Source organism: Streptomyces sp. NPDC088387, from assembly GCF_044753385.1.
Taxonomy (GTDB): Bacteria; Actinomycetota; Actinomycetes; order Streptomycetales; family Streptomycetaceae; genus Streptomyces.
In genome coordinates this window covers 582203-608779 of sequence record NZ_JBIVNC010000002.1, presented here as the reverse complement: position 1 = coordinate 608779, position 26577 = coordinate 582203, and the positions used below count along the sequence as shown (strand labels likewise).

Annotated in this window: 22 protein-coding genes; 6 read left to right on the top strand and 16 right to left on the bottom strand. The window is 71.2% G+C overall.

What is annotated here, in order from left to right; genetic code table 11:
* The 7 genes from pcaD to ACIQAC_RS07225 all read right to left on the bottom strand — a co-directional run bounded on the left by pcaD (nucleotide 1) and on the right by ACIQAC_RS07225 (nucleotide 6539).
* The gene (gene pcaD / locus ACIQAC_RS07255) at nucleotides 1-1122 is read right to left on the bottom strand and encodes a 3-oxoadipate enol-lactonase (RefSeq protein WP_402187862.1); all 1122 of its coding nucleotides are present in this window, start codon (nucleotides 1120-1122) and stop codon (nucleotides 1-3) included.
* Complete coding sequence (gene pcaB / locus ACIQAC_RS07250) at nucleotides 1119-2414, bottom strand: 3-carboxy-cis,cis-muconate cycloisomerase (RefSeq protein ID WP_402187860.1); 1296 nt, start codon at nucleotides 2412-2414, stop codon at nucleotides 1119-1121. The genes pcaD and pcaB overlap by 4 nt, the downstream gene beginning before the upstream one ends.
* Complete coding sequence (gene pcaG / locus ACIQAC_RS07245) at nucleotides 2411-3016, bottom strand: protocatechuate 3,4-dioxygenase subunit alpha (protein ID WP_402187858.1); 606 nt, start codon at nucleotides 3014-3016, stop codon at nucleotides 2411-2413. The genes pcaB and pcaG overlap by 4 nt, the downstream gene beginning before the upstream one ends.
* A 5-nt stretch (nucleotides 3017-3021) precedes the next feature.
* On the bottom strand, nucleotides 3022-3789 hold the full coding sequence (gene pcaH, locus ACIQAC_RS07240; RefSeq protein WP_402187857.1) for a protocatechuate 3,4-dioxygenase subunit beta: 768 nt from the start codon (nucleotides 3787-3789) through the stop codon (nucleotides 3022-3024).
* Nucleotides 3790-3940: 151 nt separating this feature from the next.
* A complete protein-coding gene (locus ACIQAC_RS07235) occupies nucleotides 3941-5143 on the bottom strand; it encodes a thiolase family protein (RefSeq protein ID WP_402187855.1) in 1203 nt (400 codons plus the stop codon).
* Nucleotides 5140-5784, bottom strand: a complete 645-nt coding sequence (locus tag ACIQAC_RS07230) for a CoA transferase subunit B (RefSeq protein WP_402187853.1) — start codon at nucleotides 5782-5784, stop codon at nucleotides 5140-5142. Before ACIQAC_RS07230 ends, ACIQAC_RS07235 begins: the two co-directional genes overlap by 4 nt.
* Entirely contained in the window at nucleotides 5784-6539 is a 756-nt protein-coding gene (locus ACIQAC_RS07225) for a CoA transferase subunit A (protein WP_402187852.1), read from the bottom strand. Before ACIQAC_RS07225 ends, ACIQAC_RS07230 begins: the two co-directional genes overlap by 1 nt.
* A gap of 217 nt (nucleotides 6540-6756) precedes the next feature.
* Between ACIQAC_RS07225 and ACIQAC_RS07220 the strand changes: the two genes are divergently transcribed.
* On the top strand, nucleotides 6757-7221 hold the full coding sequence (locus tag ACIQAC_RS07220) for a MarR family winged helix-turn-helix transcriptional regulator (RefSeq protein WP_402187851.1): 465 nt from the start codon (nucleotides 6757-6759) through the stop codon (nucleotides 7219-7221).
* 47 nt (nucleotides 7222-7268) lie between these two features.
* On the opposite strand, the gene ACIQAC_RS07215 is transcribed toward ACIQAC_RS07220, so the two are convergent.
* Both ACIQAC_RS07215 and ACIQAC_RS07210 read right to left on the bottom strand, forming a co-directional pair.
* On the bottom strand, nucleotides 7269-8264 hold the full coding sequence (locus tag ACIQAC_RS07215) for a DUF3048 domain-containing protein (RefSeq protein WP_402188207.1): 996 nt from the start codon (nucleotides 8262-8264) through the stop codon (nucleotides 7269-7271).
* A 193-nt stretch (nucleotides 8265-8457) separates the two neighbouring features.
* Complete coding sequence (locus ACIQAC_RS07210) at nucleotides 8458-9528, bottom strand: ATP-dependent DNA ligase (protein ID WP_402187849.1); 1071 nt, start codon at nucleotides 9526-9528, stop codon at nucleotides 8458-8460.
* 95 nt (nucleotides 9529-9623) lie between these two features.
* Between ACIQAC_RS07210 and ligD the strand changes: the two genes are divergently transcribed.
* Nucleotides 9624-10673: a non-homologous end-joining DNA ligase gene (ligD, locus tag ACIQAC_RS07205; RefSeq protein WP_402187848.1), complete on the top strand. Its 1050-nt coding sequence runs from the start codon at nucleotides 9624-9626 to the stop codon at nucleotides 10671-10673.
* 10 nt (nucleotides 10674-10683) lie between these two features.
* Here ligD and ACIQAC_RS07200 read toward each other — a convergent pair whose 3' ends face one another.
* A complete protein-coding gene (locus ACIQAC_RS07200) occupies nucleotides 10684-12837 on the bottom strand; it encodes an OmpL47-type beta-barrel domain-containing protein (protein ID WP_402188205.1) in 2154 nt (717 codons plus the stop codon).
* Between the two features lie 59 nt (nucleotides 12838-12896).
* Nucleotides 12897-15404 (bottom strand): ThuA domain-containing protein, encoded by a 2508-nt coding sequence (locus ACIQAC_RS07195; protein ID WP_402187847.1) that lies wholly within the window; start codon nucleotides 15402-15404, stop codon nucleotides 12897-12899.
* Nucleotides 15405-15572: 168 nt separating this feature from the next.
* Here ACIQAC_RS07195 and ACIQAC_RS07190 point away from each other — a divergent pair, with 168 nt between their 5' ends.
* The 3 genes from ACIQAC_RS07190 to ACIQAC_RS07180 all read left to right on the top strand — a co-directional run bounded on the left by ACIQAC_RS07190 (nucleotide 15573) and on the right by ACIQAC_RS07180 (nucleotide 19116).
* Complete coding sequence (locus tag ACIQAC_RS07190; RefSeq protein WP_402187846.1) at nucleotides 15573-16562, top strand: multicopper oxidase domain-containing protein; 990 nt, start codon at nucleotides 15573-15575, stop codon at nucleotides 16560-16562.
* Between the two features lie 14 nt (nucleotides 16563-16576).
* On the top strand, nucleotides 16577-17512 hold the full coding sequence (locus ACIQAC_RS07185) for an ornithine cyclodeaminase family protein (protein ID WP_402187844.1): 936 nt from the start codon (nucleotides 16577-16579) through the stop codon (nucleotides 17510-17512).
* A 581-nt stretch (nucleotides 17513-18093) separates the two neighbouring features.
* Nucleotides 18094-19116: a LacI family DNA-binding transcriptional regulator gene (locus tag ACIQAC_RS07180; protein ID WP_402187843.1), complete on the top strand. Its 1023-nt coding sequence runs from the start codon at nucleotides 18094-18096 to the stop codon at nucleotides 19114-19116.
* A gap of 13 nt (nucleotides 19117-19129) precedes the next feature.
* On the opposite strand, the gene ACIQAC_RS07175 is transcribed toward ACIQAC_RS07180, so the two are convergent.
* Complete coding sequence (locus tag ACIQAC_RS07175) at nucleotides 19130-19924, bottom strand: VOC family protein (protein ID WP_402187841.1); 795 nt, start codon at nucleotides 19922-19924, stop codon at nucleotides 19130-19132.
* A gap of 255 nt (nucleotides 19925-20179) precedes the next feature.
* Between ACIQAC_RS07175 and ACIQAC_RS07170 the strand changes: the two genes are divergently transcribed.
* Nucleotides 20180-20425, top strand: a complete 246-nt coding sequence (locus ACIQAC_RS07170) for a WhiB family transcriptional regulator (RefSeq protein ID WP_402187839.1) — start codon at nucleotides 20180-20182, stop codon at nucleotides 20423-20425.
* Nucleotides 20426-20478: 53 nt separating this feature from the next.
* Here ACIQAC_RS07170 and ACIQAC_RS07165 read toward each other — a convergent pair whose 3' ends face one another.
* From ACIQAC_RS07165 to ACIQAC_RS07150, 4 genes are all read right to left on the bottom strand, one after another.
* Nucleotides 20479-21453: an acyl-ACP desaturase gene (locus ACIQAC_RS07165; RefSeq protein WP_402187838.1), complete on the bottom strand. Its 975-nt coding sequence runs from the start codon at nucleotides 21451-21453 to the stop codon at nucleotides 20479-20481.
* Nucleotides 21454-21657: 204 nt separating this feature from the next.
* Nucleotides 21658-22434 (bottom strand): dimethylargininase, encoded by a 777-nt coding sequence (ddaH, locus tag ACIQAC_RS07160; RefSeq protein ID WP_402187836.1) that lies wholly within the window; start codon nucleotides 22432-22434, stop codon nucleotides 21658-21660.
* Between the two features lie 94 nt (nucleotides 22435-22528).
* Nucleotides 22529-24784, bottom strand: coding sequence for an ATP-binding cassette domain-containing protein (locus ACIQAC_RS07155; RefSeq protein WP_402187834.1), 2256 nt, complete (start codon nucleotides 24782-24784; stop codon nucleotides 22529-22531).
* 10 nt (nucleotides 24785-24794) lie between these two features.
* Nucleotides 24795-26417 carry an ABC-F family ATP-binding cassette domain-containing protein gene (locus ACIQAC_RS07150; RefSeq protein ID WP_402187833.1) on the bottom strand — a complete coding sequence of 541 codons (1623 nt, stop codon included), beginning with the start codon at nucleotides 26415-26417 and terminating at the stop codon, nucleotides 24795-24797.
* Nucleotides 26418-26577 lie beyond the last annotated feature (160 nt).

Sequence of the window (26577 nt, the reverse complement as noted above, 5' to 3'; positions counted from 1 at the left end):
TCACCCCTGGTCGTCGCCCTCCTCGGCGAGCACCCGCTGGGCCGCCAGGAACGCCGAGTTCGCGGCCGGCACCCCGCAGTACACGGCCGTCTGCATCAGCACGGCCCCGATCTCGTCGGGCGTCAGACCGTTGCGCCGGGCCGCCCGGACATGCATGGCCAGCTCGTCGTAGTGGCCGTGCGCGACCAGCGCGGTGAGGGTGATCATGCTGCGTTCGCGGCGGGACAGGGTCGGGTCGGTCCAGATCTCGCCCCACGCGTAGCGCGAGATGAAGTCCTGGAAGCGGGCGGTGAACGCGGACTGCCGGGCCTGCGCGCGGTCGACGTGCGCGTCCCCGAGCACCTCGCGGCGCACCTCCATACCGCGCGGCGCCGGACCGTCCAGATGGGTGCGCAGGGCGGTGAGGACCGCCTCCGGGCACTGCGCGGGCGCCAGGTGCGAGGCGCCCGGGAGTTCGACCAGCGCGGACCCGGCCACCGCGTCGGCGATCTCCCGCAGATGCGGCGGCGGGGTCGCCGGGTCCTCGCGGCCGGCGATCAGCAGGGTGCGCGCGGAGATCTCCGGGAGCCGGTCGCGCAGGTCGAACGCGCCGAGCGCGTCGCAGCAGGCGGCGTACGTGGCAGGATCCGCGTCCCGGTGGTCCTGGACCAGCCTCGGCACGGTGAACCCGGCGGTGAACCAGCGGTCGTTCGCGCTCTCCGCGAGCCCGGCGAGCCCTTCGGCCCGCACCAGCGCGGCCCGCTCCTCCCACGGCCTGGACCCGTTGAAGTGCGCGGACGAACAGATCACGGCGAGCGACGACACCCGCTCCGGGTGGTGCACGGCGAGATGCAGCCCCACCGCCCCGCCGAGCGACACCCCGGCGTACGCGAAGCGTTCGAGGCCCAGGTGGTCGGCGAGGGCGAGCACCAGGTCGGCCAGGTCACCCACGGTCGCGCCCGGCGCGATCAGGTCCGCCGCCGAACCGCCGTGCCCCGGCAGGTCCCAGCGGATCACCCGGTGGCCGACGGACAGCTCGGGCGCGACCTTGTCCCACAGGGCGTACGACGTCCCGAGCGAGGGCCCCAGCAGCAGCGGGGGAGCGGAGGCGGGGCCTTCGGCCCGGTGGTTGAGGAGGGTCAACGTCGCTCCAGAGCACGGTCGGTGAGGGCTCCCGCGGAGCCGGTGTAGTGGGCGGGATCGAGATCGGCGTCCGCGAGCTCGGGCGCCTCGGCGAGCGGACGCCCCTTTGCGGCCAGCCGCGTCAGCAGCTCCTTGGCCCGGGAACGCCCGAGGACGGACGCCAGTTCGGCGGACAGCCGCTCCGAGACGATCAAGCCCCTGGTGAGACCGAGGTGTTCACGCATGACGTCCGGCCGCACCCGCAGCCCCTCGGCCAGTTCGGCGGCGTCCCGGGCGGCCCCGCCGACCAGCCGCAGCAGCTCCCGCAGCGGCTCCCACTCCGCGTGCCAGGCCCCGGCCGGCCGCTCGTCCTCCGCGACCAGCGACCCGTACAGGGTGGCCGCGAGCTGGGGCGCCCGGCGCGCGGCGGCGACGATCAGCGTGGACCGTACGGGATTCGACTTGTGCGGCATCGCGGACGAACCGCCGCCCCCGCCCTCCGCGACCTCGGCGATCTCGGTGCGGGACAGGGTCAGCACGTCCACGGCGACCTTGCCGAGCGCGCCCGCCGTCAGGGCGAGGCTCCCGGCGAGGTCGGCCACGGGGGTCCGTAGGGTGTGCCAGGGCAGTTCGGGCGCACGCAGGCCGAGTTCGCGCGCGTACACCACCGGCAGCTCGGTCGGCGCGGCCGTGCCGTAGGCGCCGAAGGCCGCCAACGTGCCTGCCGCGCCGCCGAGTTGGGCGGGCAGCGCGTCCCGTACGGCGGTCAGCCGGTCCCGGGCGTCAAGGACCAGCGACCGCCACCCGGCGGCCTTCAGCCCGAACGTCGTGGGTACGGCGTGCTGGGTGAGGGTGCGGCCGGGCATCACCGTGTCACGGTGGGCGGCGGCCAGTGCGGCCAGCGCGCGTTCGGTACGGCCGAGGTCGTCGAGGACCGGGCCGAGGGTGCGGGCCGCGACCAGCATGGCCGCCGTGTCGAGGATGTCCTGGCTGGTCGCGCCCCGGTGGACGTACGCCCCGTACTCCGCACCGACCGCCGCCGTCAGGTCGGCCACCAGCGGGATGACGGGGTTGCCGCCGCCGCGCGCCCGAGCGGCGAGTGACGCCAGGTCGAAGCGGTCGGCCTCGGCCGCCGCGGTCACCGCAGCGCCCGCCTCAACGGGCACCGACCCGAGCAGGGCCTGCGCACGCGTCAGTGCGGCCTCGGCGTCGAGCAGGGCCTGTAGATAGGCACCGTCGCTTGTCGCGGCAGCGGCGGGGGAGCCTGTCCACCCGGGGGTGAGCAGACCGGTGTCGGGATCGTGCACTCTCACCTGAACTCCAGGAATACCGTTTCGCCCTCGCCCTGAAGGCGGATGTCGAAACGGTAGGTGCCACCGCTCTCCGCACGCGCGACCAGCGTGTCCCGGCGCGTCTCCGGCAGCGAGGCCAGCAGCGGATCCGCCGCGAGCACCGCGTCGTCACCCGGCAGATAGATCCGCGTGAACAGATGCACCAGCAGTCCCCGCGCGAAGACACACACGCTGAGATACGGGGCGTTGCCACCCCGCGCGCCGGGCCGCAGGGTCCGTACGTACCAGTGGCCGTTCGCGTCGGTCTGGACGCGGCCCCAGCCGGTGAACTCCACACCGTTGCGCCCGGGGAAGCCGCCGGAGGCCGGGTCCCGGCGCATCGAGCCGTCCACCTGCGGCAGATTGCCGTCCGGGTCCGGTCCCCACACCTCGACGAGCGCGTCGGGCAGCGGCTGCCCCTCCCCGTCCGTCACATACCCGTGCACGGCGACCGTGTCCGGATGCCCGACGGGCGCGATGTCCTCGCCGCCGTTGAAGGGCAGCGCGTACCCGTAGAACGGCCCGACGGTGTGCGACGGAGTGGGCAGCACACTCTCCGGACGATTCGTGTCGATCCTTGTCATGGTGATCAGCGACCTTCCTCGATCCAGGTGGCGTCCGGCCCGTCGAGCACCACGTCCCAGTGGTAGCCCAGGGAGAACTCCGGCACCGACAGACTGTGGTCGTACGTGGCGACCAGCCGCTGCCGGGCCGCGTCGTCCGTCACGGACTGGATGATCGGGTCGTAGGTGAACAGCGGGTCGTTCGGGAAGTACATCTGCGTCACGAGCCGCTGGGTGAACGCCGAACCGAAGAACGAGAAGTGGATGTGCGCCGGGCGCCAGGCGTTGAGGTGGTTGCGCCACGGGTAGGGCCCCGGCTGGATGGTGGTGAACCGGTAGTGCCCCTCGGCGTCGGTGAGGGTGCGGCCCACGCCGGTGAAGTTGGGGTCGAGCGGGGCGTCGTGCAGCTCGCGCCGATGGGCGTACCGCCCCGCGGAGTTGGCCTGCCAGATCTCGACGAGCTGACCGCGCACCGGCCGCCCGGCCCGGTCGAGGATCCGCCCGGACACCGTGATCCGCTCACCGATCGGCTCCCCGGTGTGCTGAACCGTCAGATCACTGTCGCTCTCACTGAGGTCCCGCTCCCCGAAGGCCGGCGACCCCAGCTCCACCGACTCCGGATCCCGGGCCACAGCGACCAGTGCCTGCTTCGGATGCCGAAGAACGGAGGACCGATAGGGCGCGTAGTCCCGCCGAGGCTGATGCTCGACCACACCCCCGTCAGCAACCCCCTTCTCGTAAGCGGCGTGCCTGGCCGCTATCTCCAGATCAATATCGCGCTGGTCAAGAGTCATGACGTCTTCCTAGGACGAGGGGTGGACTGTGAACTCCGGGCCGTCGACGCCGCCGACAGGGGCGCGGGCGGCATCGGTCTGCGGCTCCGCCGCGCGGGCGCGACCAGCCATGACCGGCCCGCAGCCGAAGAACAACACCGCTCGCGCGACATCACCGCTCCAGCACAAGCGCGAGACCCTGCCCCACACCGATGCACAGCGAGGCAACCCCGACCCCCGACCCCCGCCGCGCCAACTGATGAGCGACGGTCCCGGCGAGCCGGGCCCCCGACGCGCCGAGCGGATGCCCCAGCGCAATGGCCCCACCCTGCGGATTGAGCACCCCGGTGTCGAACTCGGGCCACTCGGCAAGACACCCCAACACCTGCGCGGCAAAAGCCTCGTTGAGCTCCAGCACGGCCAGGTCCCCGAACGACCGACCGGCCTTGCCCAGCGCCCGCGCCACCGCCTCGACCGGCGCCAGCCCGAAGTACTGGGGCTCGATCGCGGACACCCCACTCGCACTCACCCGGGCAAGCGGCTCACGCCCGCTGGCGGCAAGCCCCGCCTCGTCGACGAGAAGCAACGCCGCCGCACCGTCGTTGAGCGGCGAGGCGTTCCCCGCGGTCACCGTCCCGTTCTCCGTGCGGAACGACGGCTTGAGCCGGGCCATCGACTCCAGCGAGGCATCCGGCCGTACGGACTCGTCGGCGCCGAACACCACCGGCTCACCCCTGCGCCGCGGCACGCTCACCGCGGCGATCTCGGCGTCGAACAGCCCCGCCGCCTGCGCCGCGGCGGCCTTGAGGTGGCTGCCGTACGCGAACTCGTCCTGCTGCTCACGGGTGATCTTGTGTTTCTCGGCGATCAGCTCGGCGCTCTCGCCCAGCGGCACGGTCCACCGGGGCTCCATACGCGGGTTGACCATGCGCCAGCCGAGGGTGGTGGAGTACAGCTCGGCGTTGCCGGCCGGGAAGGGCCGGTCGGACTTGGGCAGGACGTACGGGGCCCGGGTCATGGACTCCACCCCGCCGGCCAGGGCGATCGAGGCGTCCCCGACGGCGATGGCGCGGGCGGCCTGGATGACGGCCTCCAGGCCTGAGGCGCACAGCCGGTTGACGGTGACGCCGGGCACGGACGTGGGCAGACCGGCGAGCAGGGCGGCCATCCGGCCGACGTTGCGGTTCTCCTCGCCCGCGCCGTTGGCGTTGCCGAAGTAGACGTCGTCGATCCGGGACGGATCCAACTCCGGTGTGCGGGCGAGGAGTTCACGGATCGCGTGGGCGGCCAGGTCGTCCGGGCGCACGGTGGCGAGGGCGCCGTTGTAGCGGCCGATCGGGGTGCGTACGGCGTCGACGACGTAGACCGTGTTCACAGCGGCACCTCCGCGACGGTCAGCGCACAGCCGGTGGCGGCGACGATCTCCTCGGCGGTGACGCCCGGCGCGCACTCGACCAGCACCATCCCGTCCTCCGTGACATCGAGGACACCCAGGTCGGTGATGACGCGGTTCACACACGCCCTGCCCGTGAGCGGCAGGGTGCACTCGGGCAGGATCTTCGGTGAGCCGTCCTTCGCGGTGTGGGTCATCACCACGATCACCGTCCGGGCGCCGTGCACCAGATCCATCGCCCCGCCGATCCCGGTGATCAGCTTCCCCGGGATCGCCCAGTTCGCGAGATCCCCGCCCGCCGAGACCTGCATCGCGCCCAGCACGGCGACATCGATGTGCCCGCCGCGGATCATCGAGAACGACAGCGCCGAGTCGAAGAAGGACGCCCCTGGCAGGACCGTCACGGTCTCCTTGCCGGCGTTGATCAGATCCGGGTCGACCTCGTCCTCGGCCGGGTAGGGCCCGGTGCCCAGGATGCCGTTCTCCGACTCCAGGACCACCTCCACACCGGGCGGAAGGTGGTTCGGGATCAGCGTCGGCAGCCCGATGCCCAGATTGACGTACTGCCCGTCCTGAAGCTCGCGGGCCGCGCGCGCCGCCATCTCCTGGCGTGTCCAGGCCATCAGGAACTCACCGTCCGCTGCTCGATCCGCTTGTCCGCCGCCTGCGCGGGGGTCAGGGCCAGCACCCGCTGCACGAAGATCCCCGGCAGATGCACCGCGTCCGGATCGATGGCGCCGGGCTCCACCAGCTCCTCGACCTCGGCGATCGTGACCCGCCCCGCCATCGCGGCCAGCGGGTTGAAGTTCCGGGACGACTTGTTGAAGACCAGGTTCCCGTGCCGGTCGCCCTTCGCGGCCCGCACCAGCGCGAAGTCCGTACGGATGCCCCGCTCCAGCACGTACTCGGTGCCGTCGAACTCCCGCACCTCCTTCGCCGGCGAGGCCAGCGCGACGCCGCCGGAGCCGTCGTAGCGCCACGGCAGTCCGCCCTCGGCGACCTGGGTGCCCACCCCGGCCGGGGTGTAGAAGGCCGGGATCCCGGCGCCCCCCGCCCGCAGCCGCTCGGCGAGCGTGCCCTGGGGGATCATCTCGACCTCCAGCTCACCGCCGAGATACTGCCGCGCGAACTCCTTGTTCGCCCCGATGTACGACCCCGTCACCCGCGCGATGCGACCGGCCGCCAGCAGTACCGCCAGGCCCGACTCCATCGCGCCGCAGTTGTTCGACACCACCGCGAGCCCGCCGGTCCCGCGCTCGTACAGCGCCTGGATCAGTACGTTCGGCACACCGCTCAGGCCGAATCCGCCCACCGCCAGCGACGCGCCGTCCGGTACGTCGGACACCGCCTCCAGCGTCGAGGCGACCACCTTGTCCATCCGCGAAGTCCCATCTGCCAGGCGTCCCGACCACGGTATTAGTCAGGGCACTGATTAATTTCGCGACTTCACTCACGCTGCCACCGGGATACGAGGGCGTCAATACCTCGGCCTGTACCTGCGAGGATATGGCGGGACGCGGGACTCCGCATCCGCAGACATCCCCGCCCGGTCCGGGTATCGTCAGTGCACCGATGAAATCGACGAGGGAGCGCACATGGCCGCGGTGGATCTCTCCGCCCACCCCGGGCATCTCGCCCGGCGGCTCCAGCAGGCGCACTACCTGCTGTGGAACACCATGGTCTCCGAGGAGATCACCTCGCCGCAGTTCGCCGTCCTGAACGCGCTCGTCGCCGAGCCGGGCCTGGACCAGCGGACCGTGGGGGAGCGGGTGGGGCTCGACCGGTCGACCATCGCCGAGGTGATCAGCCGTCTCGGCCGCCGCGGACTGCTCGACAAGGTGCGCGACCCGCAGGACGGCCGCCGCTTCGTGCTGGGCCTGACCGAGGAGGGTGTGCGTACCCACCGCCGGCTGACCGTGCGGACCGCGCGGATGAACCAGGTCTTCCTCGCCCCGCTCTCCGCCGCCGAGCAGACCGTGTTCCTCGATCTCGTCCAGCGGGTGGCGGACGCGGCCGAGGGGCTCCGCAACCCCGCGGAACCCCTCGTCGGCCGGGCCTGACCCCGCCGTACGCGGACCGTGCTCAGCCCTTGGTGAAGCAGAGTTGCTCAGGCCTTGGTGAAGACCACCCACACCTGTCCGTCGGCGAAGTCCACCGGCTTGCCGTCCTTTGTGGTGAACCGGGTGCCGTCCGAGGCCTCCGGCCGCTCCCACTTCACGTCGTAGGACTTGCCGCCGCGCAGCACCTCGGCGGTCCCCGAGCCCACTGTCTCGGTGTACGGCGTGTTGTTGCCGAGCGAGTCGTGGAAGGCGGACGGGCGGATCTTCACGTGCTGGACCACGACCGTGGCCGGCGCCAGGGGCCCGCCGTCGGTCGAGACGGCGTCCGTGCCGTCCATGGCGACCAGCCAGCGCCCCCGCTCCTGGGACCAGGTGAAGCGGAACTCGGCGGACGGGTAGCGCACGGTCCGCGAGTGCGCCTCGGTGCCACCGGCGGGCGGCGCGCCGAACGTGAATCCGGTGGTCAGTCCCTCCGCGCCGGGCGCCTTCGGCAGCACGTCGTCGGGGTGCAGGAAGAGGTTGTGCGGGGAGGGCCGGTCGGGGCCGCGGAAGTAGGCGTCGGACGCGGTGCCGGGCGGCTCGGCGCGCAGCTCCGCCCGGTCGATGAGGGGCAGCAGCCTGCCCTGGGCGCCGGAGAAGGCGAGCGTCGGTTCATGGAACTGCCGCAGCAGCTCCAGATCGCTCTCGCGGGCGCTGCGCACCGGTCCGACGACCTCCGGCAGCCGGGTCCCGTAGACCGCCATCAGCCGGCTGAGACCGCCCTCGACCTGCTCGACGTAGACGATGTCCGCCGCGTCGAGACCGGTCTGGGGACGGGCCTGGGGCACGTTGTCGATCTTCACCGCGAGCACCGACCCGGGGACCTTCGCGGGTTCCGTCCGGCTGGTGGCCGGCGGTTTGACCGGTGCCCTGCCGTCGTCGCGCGGACCGCGGTCGTGCCCCGTGGTGCAGCTCGCCGTCAGTGCGACCGCCGCCGCGGCGACCAGCAGCGCCGCCGTTCTCGCCGCGCGCCGTCCGCGCGCTGTTCCTGCCCTGCCCACCATCGCCACCCGCCCAATCGTGTGCTCAATTGTGCGCTTATAGGTTCTTTGGTGGCCATACCCGGTCGTTTTCTGTCCGCGATCGACAAGCACGGCGAAGTACACCGATGGCCCGCGAAGGCGTCGGCCGTTCGGCGCAGTGTGGAGTTGCGGACCCGCCGGACGGGGTGTAGCACCCCGCCCGGCGGCGGGAGCCTCAGCCGGTTCCGCCGAGGATCTCCGCGAGGTCGTAGCGCACCGGCTCCTCCAGCTGCGCGTACGTGCAGCTCTCCGGCGTACGGTCCGGGCGCCAGCGGCGGAAGCGGGCCGTGTGCCGGAACCGTGCCCCGTTCTCCATGTGGTCGTACGCCACCTCGGCCACCCACTCCGGCCGCAGCGGCACCCACGACAGGTCCTTCTTGCCCGACCAGCGGCTCGGCGCCCCCGGCAGTCGCGCCGACTCGTGCGCCGCCTCCTCGGCCCAGGCCGCCCACGGGTGCCCGGACGTGTCCTCCATCAGCAGCGGCGCCAGCTCCCCGATCAGCTCCTCGCGGCGCTTCATCGTGAACGCTGCGGACACCCCCACGTGCTGGAGCGCGCCCCGGTCGTCGTACAGGCCGAGCAGCAGCGAGCCGACCACCGGGCCGCTCTTGTGCAACCGGTAGCCCGCGACCACCACGTCCGCCGTGCGCTCGTGCTTGATCTTGAACATGGCGCGCTCGTCCTGGAGATAGCGCAGCGTGAGCGGCTTGGCGATCACCCCGTCCAGGCCCGCGCCCTCGTACTGCTCGAACCACCGCCGGGCCACGTCCACGTCCGTCGTGGCCGGCGCCAGATGCACCGGGGCCGTCACCCCGGACAGCGCGCGGGCCAGCAGCGCCCGCCGGTCGCCCAGCTCGACGTCCAGCACCGACTCGTCGTTCAGCGCCAGCAGATCGAAGGCGACGAACGAGGCCGGGGTGCGCTCGGCGAGCTGCCGCACCCGGGAGTCCGCCGGGTGGATCCGCTCGGTCAGCGCGTCGAAGTCCAGCTTCCCGTCCCGCGCGATCACGATCTCCCCGTCCAGGACGCACCGCCGCGGGATCCGCTCCGCGAGCGCCGCCACCAGCTCCGGGAAGTACCTGGTCAGCGTCTTTCCGGTACGGCTGCCCAGCTCCACCTCGGCGCCGTCGCGGAACACGATCGCGCGGAACCCGTCCCACTTGGCCTCGTACTGCATGCCCGGCGGAATCCTCGCCACGGACTTGGCGAGCATCGGCTTGACGGGCGGCATCACCGGGAGATCCATGCCTCAGATTCTGCGCGTGATCGCCGCGATCCGCGCGAAATCCGGGGCCGCCGGCCGATGTGCGGGGGGCTGGTGGTGCGCCTACCGTGTCGTCCATGGGCGAAGCGGTGGAGCTGGAAGTCGACGGCCGCACGGTACGGCTGTCCAGTCCGGGCAAGATCTTCTTCCCGGAGCGCGGCTTCACCAAGCTGGACCTCGCGCGCTACTACATCGCCGTCGGCCCCGGCATCCTGCGCGCCCTGCGCGACCGCCCCACCACCCTGGAGCGCTACCCCGAGGGCGTCACCGGCGAGTCCTTCTTCCAGAAGCGCGCGCCCAAGAACATGCCCGACTGGATCCCCACCGCGCACATCATGTTCCCCAGCGGCCGCAGCGCCGACGAGATGTGCCCGACCGAACAGGCCGCCGTGGTGTGGGCCGCCCAGTTCGGCACCCTCACCTTCCACCCCTGGCCGGTCCGCCGCGCCGACGTCGACAGCCCCGACGAACTCCGGATCGACCTCGACCCGCAGCCCGGCACCGACTTCGACGACGCCGTCCGCGCCGCCCACGAACTGCGCGCGGTCCTCGACGAGTTCGGCGGCCTGCGCGGCTTCCCCAAGACCTCCGGCGGACGCGGACTCCATGTCTTCGTGCCCATCGAACCGCGCTGGACCTTCACCCAGGTCCGCCGCGCCGCCATCGCGGTGGGCCGGGAGCTGGAACGCCGGATGCCGGACCGGGTGACCATCAAGTGGTGGAAGGAGGAGCGCGGCGAGCGGATCTTCGTCGACTACAACCAGACCGCCCGGGACCGCACCATCGCCTCCGCGTACTCCGTGCGGCCCCGCCCGCACGCCCCCGTCTCGGCGCCGCTGACCTGGGACGAGGTGGGCGTGGCCCATCCGCGGGACTTCGACCTCGCGACCATGCCGGTGCGGTTCGCCGAGGTGGGCGACGTGCACGCCGACATGGACGACCGGCGCTACTCCCTCGAAGCCCTCCTCGAACTGGCCGCGAAGGACGAGCAGGACCACGGGCTCGGTGACCTGCCCTACCCGCCCGAGTACCCGAAGATGCCGGGCGAGCCCAAGCGGGTCCAGCCGAGCCGCGCGAAGAAGGCGGCGCCCCCCGAGGAGGCGCCGCCCGGACCTTCGGCCACGTGACTGCCGGGGCCTACAGCTCCTTGATCCGGATGTCGCGGTACGAGACCACGTCCGTCGTGCCGTGCACCTGGAGCCCGATGTAACCGGAGGCGAACCGCCGTCCGTCCGTGCCCGGGTCGTCCCCGCGCGGCGGAGTGAACGCCTGGCCACCGGTGTTGTCGAACTCGTTGATCAGCACACCGTTGCGGTACACCGAGTAGTGCTGGTCGACCACACGGATCTCGTAGTCGTTCCAGGTGCCCTTCTGCGTCACACCCGCGCCGGCCAGACCCACCCGGTCGAAGCCGTAGACGGACCCGGTCTTGTACATGTCGCCGACGGGCGAGTCGAACACCTGCACCTCGTGCCCGTACTTGATGGCGACCCACTCGGGCCGTGACTCCTCCGGGTGGTCATGGAGGTACGGGAAGCGCACGAACACACCGGAGTTGGCGTTCCCGGTGCCCGGTGCGTCGTCCCGCCACTGGAGCCGCAGCGAGAAGTCGCCGTACTTGCGCTCCGGCAGCCACAGCATGCCCAGACCGCCCCGGGTGGTGCCGCTGGTCATCGACCCGTCCGCGTTGAGCCCGAACGAACCGCCGCCCACGTGCTGCCAGTTCGCGAAGGACTCCGCCGAACCGTCGAAGATCGGCGTGTACCCGGTGGTCGAACCCGGCTTGCCGATCCCGGACTGCTTGGCCGCCTTCGTGACCGCGTTGTACTCGCGCTGGTCGAGCACACCGTCCTTGAGGAGCTTGTCGAGGACCGTCTTCACGTGCTTGAGGAACAGGGCGTGGGACGTCCACTCCTTCTCGTCCTCGATCAGCTCGTTGATCCGGCACCGGCTCTCGGTGAGCCGGTTCGGCACACCCGAGTCGACCTGGCCGACGATGACCGTCAACCGCTCGTCGTACTCGGCGCAGTTGGGCGCGGGCGGACCGCTCGCCACCACCGTGAAGCGGGTGGTGAGCGCCGCGGAGGTGTTGCCGGCCTTGTCCGTCGCCCGGTAGGCGAGCGCGTGCGCACCGGCACGGTCGACCACCACGGGCGCGGAGTACGCCAGATAGGGCCCGCCGTCGAGCGAGTACTCGATCCGCTCGACACCCGAACCGTGGTCCGTCGCGGACACGGTCACCTTCGCGTTGCCGATGTACGCCCCGCTGGAGTTGCGCGAGCCGTCGACCGTCACACCCGTAGTCGGCGCAGTGGTGTCCTCCGGCGGCGCGGCCACCACCTTGAACCGCACACTCTTCTCGGCGGCCACGTTGCCCGCCTTGTCGGTGGCCCGGTAGCGGATCGTGTGGTCACCCGGCGAGTGCACCATCACCGGCGCCGAGTACGGCTGCCAGGCACCCGTTGCGATCGCGTACTCGACGGTGTTGACGCCGGAGCCGGTGTCCGAGGCGGAGACCGTCACCGTCGCCATGTCGATGTACGAGCCGTCCGGGTTCTGCTCACCGGTCACGGTCGCCGAGGTCTCCGGCGCCGTCGTGTCCTCCGTCGGCGGCGGCACGACCGTGAACTGGACGCTCTTCTCCGCCGCCGTGTTGCCCGCCTTGTCGGTGGCCCGGTATCTCACCTTGTGGTCGCCGACCTGGTCGACGACGACCGGCGTGGTGTACGGCTGCCAGGCGCCGTCGTCGCCGATCGCGTACTCGACCCGGTCGACACCGGAGCCGCCGGACTCGTCGGTGGCGTGCACCGCCACGGTCGCCGAACCCACGTACTGGCCCTGCGCGTTCTGTGTGCCGGTGACGTGCGCGGAGGCCTCGGGCGCGGTGTTGTCCTCACCGTTGCCCTCGGTCACCACCAGGATGCCCTGCATCTGCCCGTGGCCCGGGATCGTGCAGTGGTAGAAGTAGCGGCCCGGTGTCAGATTGACCTGGGCGGTGTGCTTGCCGCCCTGTGCGTCGCCCGGGTTGGCCAGGATGTTCAGCTGGACGTCGCTGTTGAACTCCGGGTCACTGGTGACGAACGTCAGCGTGTGCGGCATCCCGGTGGAGTTGCCGGTCGCCGTGCTGTTCTCGAAGACGATCGTCGCCGTGCCCGCCACCGCCGTCGTCGGCGCCGACAGATACCGGTCGATCGGGTCGCCCGCCGTCCAGTTCAGCACCTGCTCGGCCGCGGCGGCGGCCGGCTCGGTCCGCTCGCTCGCCCGGGACGTCTGGAGGCCGACGATCACCATCGAGACGGCGAGCAGCACCACCAGGAGTCTTCGGTAGCGCACCTGCAACTGCCCTGTACTCACTGCGCAGTCCCCCTCGCGAGCTGGTCGGCGGTCGGCGTCGGACCGCCGCCGGTGTACGTGACCCGCCACAGCGCCGACTTGGCGTCCGAGGTGAAGAAGCCCCGGCCGTAGTCGAGCGCGTACAGCGCGCCGTCCGGACCGAACTTCCAGTCCATGAGGTTCTTGATGCCGTCGTTGCCGATCGGCACGATCTTCTTCAGTGACTCCGAGTGCACCGGGATACCGCCGTCACCCATCGTCTTCGGGTCCATCACCACCGCGTTGCGCGGCTGGTCGGCGTCGTAGAAGTCACCGACGAACCACTTGCCGTCCCAGTACGACGGCCACTTGGTGGTGCTGGTGCTGTCCGCGTCGTAGCGGTAGACGGGGCCGTTCATCGCGGCCTGTCCGCCGCCCTTGAGCCACGGCAGCTGGTAGGTGGCCTCCTCCTGCTTGTAGGAGGGGACACCGCTCGCGTTGCGCGGGAAGTCCGGGCCACCGCCCTGCGGTGAGTACCAGATGTTGTTGCCGGTGACCGGCGGCAGATTGACCAGGCCGTCGTTGTTCGGCGACTCGTTCTTCGGCGCGTTGCAGTCGTACCAGCCCAGCGGCTGCGAGGGATCGGGCAGGTTGCGGTCCCGGTAGGGCTGCTTGTTGCCCATGCAGTACGGCCAGCCGCGGTTGCTCGCCTTGGTGATCGCCGCGAACGTGTCGTACTTCGCCGGACCCCACGTGGTCGACGGGGCTCCCGCGTCCGGGCCCACCCAGCCCGCGTAGAGCACGTCGGTCTGCTGGTCGACGAAGATGCGCGCCGGGTTGCGCACACCCATCACATAGATCTCGCCGCGTGTCTTGCCGCCGCCCTCGTCGGTCTCCCGGCCGGTGAAGAGGTTCCCGGCGGGCAGCGTGTACGTCCCGTCGTCCTCCGGGTGGATGCGCAGGATCTTGCCGTTGAGGTTGTTGGTGTTGCCGGCGGTGCGGCGCGCGTCGGCGAAGGACACGCCCTTGTAGTTCGGCTGCGGGTTGTTGCCCGAGTAACCGCCGCTGAAGCCACTGGAGTTGTTGTCGCCGGTCGCGATGTACAGGTTGCCCTTGGAGTCCCAGGTCATCCCGCCGCCCGAGTGGCAGCAGCTGTGCACCTGGACCGGCCACTTGAGCAGCACCTTCTCGCTGCCCAGGTCGAGCTTGTTGGTCGCGAGGTCCAGCGTGAAGCGCGAGACGCGCCGCTCGGCGATCCGGGTGTCGCGGTTGAGCCCCGAGTGCGGTGTGTAGTGCAGGTACACCCAGCCGTTCTGCTCGAACCGCGGGTCCAGCTCGATACCGAGCAGCCCCTCCTCGACCTTGACCAGTTCGTCGCCGCCGCCCTTGTTGCCGAAGACGGTGAGCGCCCCCGCCAATGTGACCTGCTTGGTCTTCGGGTCGTAGACGTGGATCTCGCCCTTGCCCTTGCCGATGTCCGGGTTGTTCCAGTCGATGATCACCGGCTGGGTGGAGTCCATACCGCCGCGGCCGATGTACAGCACCCGGCCGTCGGGCGCGGTGACCAGGCCGTGCGGCTCACCGATCTGGTCGTTCTGGCCCGGCTGGTTGGGCTTGGTCAGCCGCTCGGCCTTGTAGTTGCCGTTGATCGTCGCCGTGCAGTCGGCCTGCACCAGACGGGTCGTCCACAGCAGCGCGCCGCGCAGATGACCACGGAAGTCGGTCTCGTCGTACGACGACACCGTGCCGCCCATACCGGTGTAGAAGGACCGACCGCCGTCGTAGTCGCGGCACCAGCTGATCGGGTGGTCCGCGCCGTTGGCGCTCGCACCCGGCGCGTACGAGGACTCGCGGACCCGGGCGACGGTGTGCACGTCGCCGGACGGGTTCTTCACCCAGTTCGCCCACTGGTCGGGCCGCTTCCAGGTGAGCGGCAGGTCCTTGGTGGCCGGATGCTGCCGGTCCCCGAGCTCAACGGTGGCCCGCTGTACGGCGGTCGGGCTCGACGCGGCCGGACGGGCGCCGATCAGGCCCGTGTACCAGTCCGAGTACGGCTCGGCCCTGGCCGCGTCGTGGACGCCCAGGAAGCCGCCGCCGGCCTCCATGTACGCCTCCAGGCCGGCCTCCTGCTCCGGGTCGAGGATGTCGCCGCCGCCGGTCAGGAACGCGATCGCGTTGTAACGGCCCAGCTTGGTCGCATTGGTGAAGACCGAGGCGTCGTCCGTCGCCACGGTCGTGAAGCGCTGGTTCGCGGGTCCGGTCAGGCCGATCTTCTCGATCGCCTCGATGCCGGCGTTCACCACCGGTGACTCGTCACCGGCCGCGGCGGATCCGTAGAAGACCAGCACTCGTACGTTCGCGCCGCCCGGGGGCGACTTGACGGACATCGTTGTCAGGGACGGATCCGGGGCCGGGATCGCGCTCGCGGACGGGCCGGACAGCAGCCCCGCGGTGACGAATCCGGCAGCCAGGACGGCCGTGAGGCCTCGTCTTCCGGCGCCCAACCCTCTTGAAGGAACGGGTCTTTGGTGCGATGTCGACCGCATGTGGTCTTCCACCCCTCGTCGGTCACAGACAGCGCAAAGGAAGCTAGACCTCTTTGCTCACTTCGCCAATAGCTATGACCGGGATGGCACAAACTTTGTCCTGAGTGTGGATAAACGACTCGGCTCCGGCTACCGTCCTGAATCCCGTACCGGAGTGGGGAGTTCGGCATGGAAAGACGCGCGTTCAACCGGAGTGTGCTGCTGGGAGGCGCGGCGGTCGCGACATCGTTGTCCCTGGGGCCCGATGCCGTGAGCGCCGACGGACCGGCCAGGACGGCACCGGCCGGCGGCGAGGTCCGGCGCATCAAGCTCTACGCCGAGCGGCTCGACGGCGGCAGGATGGGCTACGGCTTCGAGAAGGGCAAGGCGTCCATACCCGGCCCGCTGATCGAGCTGAACGAGGGCGACACCCTGCACGTCGAGTTCGAGAACACCATGGACGTCGCCGTCAGTCTGCACGTCCACGGCCTGGACTACGAGATCACCAGCGACGGCACCCGGATGAACAAGAGCGACGTCGAGCCGGGCGGCACCCGCACCTACACCTGGCGCACCCACGCGCCGGGCCGCCGCAAGGACGGCACCTGGCGGGCGGGCAGCGCCGGTTACTGGCACTACCACGACCACGTCGTCGGCTCGGAACACGGCACCGGCGGTATCCGCAACGGCCTCTACGGTCCCGTCGTCGTCCGGCGCAAGGGCGACATCCTCCCGGACCGCACCCACACGGTCGTCTTCAACGACATGCAGATCAACAACCGGCCCGCGCACTCCGGCCCCGACTTCGAGGCGACGGTGGGCGACCGGGTCGAGTTCGTGATGATCACGCACGGCGAGTACTACCACACGTTCCACATGCACGGTCATCGCTGGGCGGACAACCGCACCGGCATGCTGACCGGCCCCGACGACCCCAGCCAGGTCATCGACAACAAGATCGTGGGCCCGGCGGACTCCTTCGGCTTCCAGGTGATCGCGGGCGAGGGTGTGGGCGCGGGCGCCTGGATGTACCACTGCCATGTCCAGAGCCACTCGGACATGGGGATGGTGGGTCTGTTCCTGGTGAAGAAGACGGACGGCACGATCCCGGGCTACGACCCGCACGGCGGCCACGGCACGGGGGCGAAGCCGGACGCCGCCGCGGAGCACGACCACTGAGGGATCATGGACGGGTGACCCGTGTCCTGACCCGAAGCGACCTGGAAGCCGTACTCGATCCCGTGGCGTGCGTGGCCGCGCTGCGGGAGGGGTTCGTACGCGCGCCGGACGCGACGGTGGCCGGCCGGCGGGTACGCACCGATCTGCCCTTCCCCGGTACGGCGACCGCGCTGATCCCGGGTGTGCTGCCCGGCATCGACGCCTACACGGTCAAGGTCAACGCCAAGTTCCCGGACGCGCGTCCGGCCCTGCGCGGTGTGGTCTGCCTGCACAGCGGCCGGGACGGCGAACTCCTCGCGCTGCTCGACTCCGCGACGGTCACGGCGTGGCGGACGGGTCTCGCGGCGGCCCTCGGCACGCACGTCCTGGCCGGGCCGGGGGAGGATGTCGGGGTCATCGGCGCGGGAGCGCAGGCGGAGCTGACGGTACGGGGGCTGGCGGCGCTGCGGGACCGGCGGGAGCTGGTGGTGTACGACGCGGACCCGGAGCGTGCCGCGTCCTTCGCCGCCCGCCACGGGGGCCGGGTGGCGGGGTCGCCGGGGGAGGTCGCGGCGGCGGCCGGCACGGTGGTACTCGCGACGTGGTCGCGCGAGCCCCTGCTCGCCCTGGCGGACGCGGCGCCGGGACAGCACTTCACCAGCCTGGGGGCGGACGAGCCGGGCAAGCGGGAGCTGGCGGCGGATCTGCTGACTTCGGCGCTGCTGGTCGTCGACGACCGGCAACTTGCGCTGGAGACGGGTGTGTTGGCGTCGGCGGGACTGCCGGGTGACGCCGCGGACGCAACCCTCGGCGAGGTCCTGAACGGCACCCACCCGGGCCGCACGTCCCCAACCACCCTCACGGTCTACGCCCCGGTCGGCCAACCCTGGCAAGACCTGGCCCTCGCCTGGCTGGCCTACGACCACGCGACCCACAGGAACATAGGCCAACAGCTAAACCTCCTGAACTGACCGCCGGGGGGCGTTGCGCAGCCCGGCGCAACGGTCCGCCACCAAGCCCACCCGTGCCGCCCACCGACACGCCTTCCCGCGGCTACGCGGGCTTGCAGGGGCGCGGGGAACGGCGCGACCAGCCCCCACGGGCCCGCGCCCGACCGACGACCTTTTCAGGGGCGCGGGGAACTGCGCGACAAACCCCCACCGGCCCACGCCCGACCGACGACCTTTTCAGGGGCGCGGGGAACGGCGCGACACGCCCCCACCGGCCCGCGCCCGACCGACGACCTTTTCAGGGGCGCGGGGAACGGCGCGACACGCCCCCACCGGCCCGCGCCCGACCGACGACCTTTTGAGGGGCGCGGGGAACTGCGCGACAAACCCCCACCGGGCCCGCGGCCGAATGGCGACCGATGGGCCCTCGGGGGCGCGGGGAACGGCGCGACCGGCCACCAACTGCCCGCACCGGGGCGACGCCCGTGATCGACAGGGGCGCGGGGAACTGCGCGAACAACCGTCACAGACCCGCACCCGCCCAACCCCCCGCCCGGAGGGCCGTCGCTATTCTGATCGGCAACCGCCGAGAGGACCCCCACGTGACCGACACAGCGCGCCCCACACTGGAAGCAGTGGCAGCGCTGGCAGGCGTATCAAGAGCCACCGCATCCCGCGTGGTAAACGGCGGCGACGGCGTAAGACCCCCCCTCGTGGAACGAGTCCGCCAAGCCGTCGAGGAACTCGGCTACGTCCCCAACCAGGCCGCCCGCAGCCTCGTCACCCGCCGCCACGACGCCATCGCCGTGGTCGTCGCCGAACCGGAGACCCGCGTCTTCGCGGACCCCTTCTTCGCCCTCCAGCTCCGCGGCATCAGCAAGGAGCTGACGGCCCACGACAACCAGCTCGTCCTCCTCCTCACCGAGGGCCGCCACGACCACGCCCGCGTGGGCCGCTACCTCGCCGGCGGCCACGTGGACGGCGCCCTCGTCTTCTCCCTGCACCTCGACGACCCGCTCCCCGCCCTGATCCGGCGCGCGGGCGTCCCCGCCGTCTTCGGCGGCCGTCCGGAGCCGGACACGGAACCCACGGTGTACGTCGACAGCGACAACCGCGGCGGCGCCCGCGAGGCCGTACGGCATCTCCTCGCCCTCGGCCGCACCCGGGTCGCGCACATCACCGGCGCCCTCGACCAGACCTCCGCGGCGGACCGGCTCGACGGCTACCGGGACGTCGTCGGCGACGCCGACCCGGGACTCGTCGCGCACGGCGACTTCACGTACTTCGGCGGCGAGCGCGCGATGCGCGAACTGCTCGACCGGCGCCCGGACCTGGACGCCGTGTTCGCCGCGAACGACCTGACCGCGGTGGGGGCGCTGCGCGCGCTGCGGGAACGGGGCCTGCGGGTCCCGCAGGACGTCGCGGTGGTCGGGTTCGACGACATGCAGGCCATCGTGGAGCAGTCCGACCCGCCGCTCACCACGGTCCGCCAGGACATCCTGGGCATGGGCCAGTTGATGGCCCGGCGGCTGCTGAGCGCCCTGCGCGGCGACGAACCGCTCGACTCCGGGTCGTCGAACAGCGTGATCCTGCCGACCACACTGGTCCGGCGCGCCTCCGCCTAGGACGACGGACCCGTCACCCCTCCTGCCGCGGCTCCGGCCTCAGCACCGCGAACCGGGCACCGAACGGGTCCGCCAGCTTGGCCATGCGCCCCACGTCCGGCACGTCCGTCGGCGCCAGCCGCACGGTGCCGCCCAGTTGGCCGGCCCGCTCGCAGACCCCGTCGGGGTCGTCGACCGCGATGTACGGCAGCCAGTACGGGGCGGCGCCCGAGTCCGTCGGGTCGTCGTGGAGCTGGACGAGACCGGCGAACATGGTGTCCTCGCTCTGACCGCCGGGGTTGAAGCACGTGTAGAAACCTTCGTCGAACGACACCGACGACGTCTCCCAGCCCAGCACCGCGTTGTAGTACCCCGCCGCGGCCGCGATGTCCGGCGTGTACAGCTCCAGCCAGCACAGCGACCCCGACTCGGAGACCACGTCGAGGCCCTTCAACTGCCCCGGCTGCCAGATCCCGTAGGGCACGCCCGCGCGGTCGGTGAGCAGCGCCATCCGGCCCTGGGCCATGACGTCCATGGGGGCCATCAGCACGCTGCCGTGGGCCTTCTCGACGGCCTTCACGGTGGCGTCGGCGTCCGGGCTCTGGAAGTACACCGTCCAGGCGGGCGGGCCGTCTTCGGCGCCGGTCTGCATACCGCCGGCCACCGTGCGGCCGTCGAGCCGGAAGAAGCCGTATCCGCCGGCCTCGGGGCCCGCCGACTGGAACTGCCAGCCGAACAGGGCGTCGTAGAAGCCGGCGGCTCGGTCGATGTCGGGCGTGCCGAGATCGAGCCAGTTCGGCGCGCCGGTGACGAAACGGGTGGTGAGCATGATCGCCCTCCTGGGAAAGGGGCCCGCTGCCAACAGTGCCGAGTCTCGCACCGCGCACCGACAATCGCTGCCGGAACGGACGCGTTCGCCGTGACGGTGGGTGAAGGCCCGGACGCCGCGAGTTCCGGTGCCGTCCGCGCGCCGCCGTGCGCCGTGTCACCCGGCGGGTGCACGATCGGACGGCCTGGGGCCATGGACGGCGGCGTTGATCCGGCGTTGAGCGAACGTTTTGCGCGGCCCGACACCATCTGGACCATGCACTTCGACACCATTACCCCGGCCGCCCCCGCCTGGCGGGACCAGGCCCTGTGCGCGCAGACCGGGGCGGACTTCTTCTTCCCCGAGCCGGGCAGCTCGGTGCGCGAGGCCAAGCGCATCTGCGGTATGTGCGAGATGCGCACCGCGTGCCTGGAGTACGCCCTGGAGAACGACGAGCGCTTCGGTGTGTGGGGCGGGATGTCCGAGAAGGAGCGCCTCCAGCTGCGCCGCGCCTCGGACTGAGCCCCGCCCCAGTACCGGCTCACCGGCACCCGGTCGTGCCCCCCCGGCGGGTGTCAGCCCGCCGCGCGGGCCGCGAGCCGCGCCTTGCGGGCGGCCAGCTTCTCGTCGAACTTGGACGCCTCGGCGTTCAGGCCGCCCATGAACAGGCCCAGTTCCTCCTGCGCCTGGAGACCCTCGGGGCCGAGATTGTCGATGTCCAGCACCTTGAGGAACCGCAGCACCGGCTGGATCACGTCGTCGTGGTGGATCCGCAGGTTGTAGACCTCGCCGATGGCCATCTGCGCGGCGGCGCGCTCGAAGCCGGGGATGCCGTGGCCGGGCATCCGGAAGTTCACCACGACGTCCCGCACGGCCTGCATGGTGAGGTCGGGGGCGAGCTCGAAGGCCGCGCCGAGGAGGTTGCGGTAGAAGACCATGTGGAGGTTCTCGTCGGTCGCGATGCGCGCGAGCATGCGGTCGCAGACCGGGTCGCCGGACTGGTGGCCGGTGTTGCGGTGCGAGATCCGGGTCGCGAGCTCCTGGAAGGCGACGTACGCCACCGAGTGCAGCATCGAGTGCCGGTTGTCCGACTCGAAGCCCTCGCTCATGTGGGACATGCGGAACTGCTCCAGCTTGTCCGGGTCCACCGCGCGCGAGGTGAGCAGGTAGTCGCGCATCACGATGCCGTGCCGGCCCTCCTCCGCGGTCCAGCGGTGCACCCAGGTGCCCCAGGCGCCGTCCCGGCCGAACAGGGAGGCGATCTCGTGGTGGTAGCTGGGCAGGTTGTCCTCGGTGAGGAGGTTGACCACAAGCGCGATGCGGCCGATCTCGGTGACCTTGGACTGCTCCTTCTCCCAGGCCTCGCCGTCGTCGAACAGACCGGGGAAGTTGCGGCCGTCGCTGAAGGGCACGTACTCGTGCGGCATCCAGTCCTTGGCGACCTTCAGATGCCGGTTGAGTTCCTTCTCGACCACTTCCTCCAGCGCGAGCAACAGCCGGGCGTCGGTCCAGACGGAAGGGCTGCCGAGATGGGGGGAGGTGATCGTCACGGGAACTCCAGGGGGACGTCGTACAGGGGAGAGTCGACCGGCGAGCGGGCCGGGAACCTACGAGATCGTAGGCTACGAATCCGTAGGTTACGGGACCGTAGGTTAAGTGTGCGGTAAAGGTCCCAGCTCACGGCATGTACACGGGGAACGGGGTCAGTCGCCGGGACCGCAGGTCCGGGGCCGATCGGGTGATCGACTCACCCGTCAGGCGTACAGATCCCGCAGCCGTACCGAGAGGCATGTCACACAACCTTCGAGCTTCTCGAACTCACTGATGTCGACGAGTACCGGTGCGTAACCGAGATCGCGGTACAGCTCCGCGGTCTTCGGCGCGCTCGCCGCCATGAGGAGCGAGTTCCCGCCGAGGAGCACTACATGCGCCCCCGACTCCTCCGGCACCGGCAGGAAGCGCCCGAACAGGGACGGGGTGTCCATCATCGGGATGTGCCCGACGACCGTTCCGTCGGGCAGCGCGGTGACCGCCGACTTCAGGTGCAGCACCTTGCTCACCGGCACCGTCACGACCCGCGCGCCGAGCGGCTCGAACGTGGCGCGCAACTGCTGGACGCCGGCGGCGTTGGTGCGCCCGCCGCGGCCGACGTAGATCGTGTCGTCGACCTTCAGCACGTCACCGCCCTCCAGCGTGCCGGGCTCCCAGACCCAGTTCACCGAGCAGCCGAGGCCCGCGACGACCTCCTCCACACCGGCCGTCTCGTCGCGCCGCGACCCGGCGCCCGGCCGGCCGATCAGGGCGACGTTCTTGTAGACGACCACGGTGTCCTCGACGAACACCGAGTCGGGGCAGTCGTCGGCCGGGTCGACCTCGACGATCTCCCAGCCGTGTTCGGCCAGTGCCGCGACGTAGGCCTCCCACTGCTCGGCCGCCAGCCCGGTGTCGACGTCCTCGCGCTCGATGTGCGTGACGAGACCTTCGGCGAGTCGGGGGCTGGGGCGGCGGACGAGGGCTTTCCTGCTGGGCACGGGGATCACTCCGGATCGGCGACGACGGCACCGGCGCCTGGGGCACCGGTCCGCCATCATGCAGCGCACACCCGTGCGGACAAAACCCCCGTAGTCAGGCTGTGGCCCTCCTGAGATGGTCCGCGGTGAACGAGTCCCGCGCGGCGAGCAGCTCCCGCGGTGTCCCCTCGAAGATCACCCGGCCGCCGTCCCGGCCCCCGTCGGGGCCCAGGTCGATGATCCGGTCGGCGTGCGCCACCACGTCCAGGTTGTGCTCGACGACCACCACCGTGTTGCCCGTGTCGACCAGCCGGTCCAGCAGGGCGAGCAGGCCGTCCACGTCGGACATGTGCAGTCCGGTCGTCGGTTCGTCGAGCACGTAGACCGCGCCCCTGCGATGCAGCCGGGTGGCCAGCTTGATGCGCTGGCGTTCGCCGCCGGACAGTGTCGACATCGGCTGGCCGAGGGTGAGATAGGTCAGCCCGACGTCCTTCAGGGCGTGCAGCCGCCTGCGCACACCCGGGTCCGTGAGGACGTCCAGCGCCTGCTCGGCCGTCATCTCCAGGACGTCCGCGACAGAGCGGCCGGCCACGGTCAGCCGCAGTACCTCGTCCTTGAAGCGCCGGCCCTCGCAGTCGTGGCAGGTGGTGGTGACCGGGTCCATGAACGCGAGGTCGGTGTGGATGACCCCACGCCCCTCGCACGTGGGGCACGCGCCCGAGGAGTTGAAGCTGAACAGACCCGGCTCGGTGCCCGTCTCCCGGGCGAACAGCCGCCTGACCGGGTCCATCACGCCCAGATACGTCGCCGGCGTCGAGCGCCCCGAGATGCCGATCGACGACTGGTCGACGACCACGGCGTCCGGATGGGTTTCGGTGAACTGCGCGACCAGTGTGCTCTTGCCCGATCCGGCGACCCCGGTCACCACGGTCAGCACGCCGGTCGGGAACTCCACCGTCACGTCCCGCAGGTTGTGCCGGTCCGCGCCCTTCACCCACAACCCGCCGTCGGCCTCGCGCACGGTGTCCTTGAGTGCCGTACGGCGGCCCAGGCAGCGCCCGGTCGGTGTGTCGGCGCGGGCCAGTTCGGCGGGTGTGCCCTCGAACACCACCGTGCCGCCCGCGGTCCCCGCTCCCGGCCCCATGTCGACCACATGGTCGGCGAGCGCGATCACGTCCGGGTCGTGCTCCACCACGAGCACGGTGTTGCCCTTGTCGCGCAGCCGCAGCAGCAGATCGCCGAGCCGGTGCACATCGCGCGGGTGCAGCCCGACGCTGGGCTCGTCGAAGATGTACGTCATCCCGGTCAGGCTCGATCCGAGATGCCGCACGGTCTTCAGCCGCTGCCCCTCGCCGCCGGACACGGTCGACGTCTCCCGGTCCAGGCTGAGATAGCCGAGCCCGATGGCGTCGATCCGCTCCAGCGCGCCGACGGCCGCCGCCGCGACCGGCCGGGCCACCGGGTCGTCGATCTCCCGCAGTACGCCGACGAGGTCCGTGATCTGCATCCGGGCGCAGTCGGCGATGGACAGCCCGCGGATCCGGGACGCGAGCGCCGCCGCGTTCAGCCGGGCGCCCGAGCACTCCGGGCAGACCCCCTCCGCGAGATAGCCGGCGACGAGGTCGCGGGTCTTCTGGCTGAACCCCGACAGATCACGGTTGAGGTACAGCCGCTCGAAGCGGTCGGCGAGGCCCTCGTAGTCGGTCGTCCAGGTGCCGCCCGCACCGCTGACGTCGACCTTGCTGCCGGGCCGCCCCCGCATCAGGAACTCCCGCTCGGCGGCGGTGAACTCGCCGACCGGCTTGTCCGGGTCCAGTTCCGGGCTGTTGGTGTACGTCTTCCCCTGCCAGGTGCCCGCGGTGAACGGCGGGAAGCGCACCGCCCCCTGCGCGAGCGACCTGGCCGGGTCGAGGATCCGCTCCCAGTCCGGCCGGACCGTGCGGCCCAGTCCGTCGCAGCGCGGGCACATGCCCGACGGGTCGTTGAACGAGTACGCCGTCGCCGCTCCGGCGCTCGGGGTGCCGTGCCGGGAGAACAGCACCCGCAGCACCGAGTAGACGTCCGTCATCGTGCCGACCGTCGAGCGGGAGTGCCCGCCGACCGGCCGCTGGTCGACGACGATCGCGGGGGCGAGGTCCTCCAGCGCGTCCGCGTGCGGCCGCTCATACTTGGGCAGCCGGTTGCGCACGAACCAGCTGAACGTCTCGTTCAGCTGGCGCTGCGACTCCACCGCGACGGTGTCGAAGACGACGGACGACTTCCCCGATCCCGAAACGCCGGTGAACACGGTCAGCCGGCCTTTCGGGATCCGGAGGGCGACGTCCTTGAGGTTGTTCTCCCTGGCTCCGGTGATGGTGATGAACTCGCGCATACGGCCGACGCTAGGCCTCAAACCCGACAGCTTCTGGCGTGATTTCCGAGAGTTCTCCGTCCAGCAGCAGCCAGCGGGTGATGCCGACGGACTCCAGGAACGGCAGATCGTGACTGGCCACGATCAGCGCCCCCTCGTAGCTCTCCAGGGCCGAGGTGAGCTGCCGTACGCTCGCCATGTCCAGGTTGTTCGTCGGCTCGTCCAGCATCAGCAGCTGCGGGGCCGGCTCCGCCAGCATCAGCGCCGCGAGAGCCGCCCGGAACCGCTCGCCGCCGGACAGGGTGTCCGCCGACTGGTCCGCGCGGGCGCCCCGGAACAGGAAGCGGGCCAGCCGCGACCGGATCCGGTTGTTGGTGGCGCCGGGCGCGAACCGGGCCACGTTCTCGGCGACCGTCAGGGAACCGTCGAGCACGTCGAGGCGCTGCGGCAGGAACCGCAGCGGGACATGGGCCGTCGCCTCGCCCGACACCGGCTCCAGCTCCCCGGCGATCGTGCGCAGCAGCGTCGTCTTGCCCGCGCCGTTGCGCCCGACCAGCGCGATCCGCTCCGGACCGTACAGATCGAACCCTCCGGCGACCCGGGCCCCGTACCGCAGTTCCAGCTCCCGCAGGGTGAGCACGGAACGCCCGGCCGGCACCGCCGTGTACGGCAGGTCGACGCGGATCTCGTCGTCGTCCCGGACGGCCTCCGCCGCCTCGTCCAGCCGGTCCTTCGCCTCGGTGAGCTTCTCCTCGTGCATGATGCGGTGCTTGCCCGCGGACACCTGCGCCGCGCGCTTGCGCGCCCCCATGACGATCTTCGGCTCGCGCTTCTGCTCGAACATCTTCTGGCCGTACCGCTTGCGCCGGGCCAACTTCACCTGGGCGTCGACCAGTTCGCGTTTCTGCTTCTTCAGGTCGGCCTCCGCGACGCGCACCATGCGTTCCGCGGCCTCCTGTTCGGTGGCGAGCGCCTCCTCGTAGGCCGAGTAGTTGCCGCCGTACCAGGTGATCTCCCCGGACCGCAGATCGGCGATCTGGTCGACCAGGTCGAGGAGTTCACGGTCGTGGCTGACCACGACCAGCACACCCGGCCAGGCCTCCACGGCCGCGTACAGCCTTCGGCGGGCGTACACGTCGAGGTTGTTGGTCGGCTCGTCGAGCAGCAGCACGTCGGGCCGGCGGAGCAGCAGCGCGGCCAGCCGGAGCAGCACCGACTCGCCGCCCGAGACCTCACCGATGGTGCGGTCCAGCCCGACGTGTGCGAGCCCGAGTTCGCCGAGCGTGGCCAGGGCGCGCTCCTCGACGTCCCAGTCGTCGCCGACGGTCTCGAAGTGCGCCTCGGACACGTCGCCGGACTCGATGGCGTGCAGCGCGGCCCGCTGCCCGGCGATGCCGAGCGCCTGGTCGACGCGGAGCGCGGTGTCCAGCGTGACGCTCTGCGGGAGGTACCCGACCTCGCCGGCGACACGGATCATGCCGTCGGCCGGGCGGAGTTCACCGGCGACCAGTTTCAACAGGGTGGACTTTCCCGATCCGTTGACGCCGACCAGGCCCGTACGGCCGGTACCGAAGGAGGCGTCCATGCCGTCGAAGACGGCGGTGCCGTCCGGCCAGGCGTAGGAGAGGGAGGTGACAGTGATGGAAGATGACATACGGGCCTCGCGGTTGCTTGGAGCGATCAGGGGGCAGCAACGCGTATCGAGACACGGGGGCGTGACGACGGGGCGGTGGGTCGAGGCCGTGGGCAAGGGCGGTGGGCCGGGGCATGGAAAAGGCCCCTGTTCCGCAAGGACGGCTCGAACGCCGAGGTCG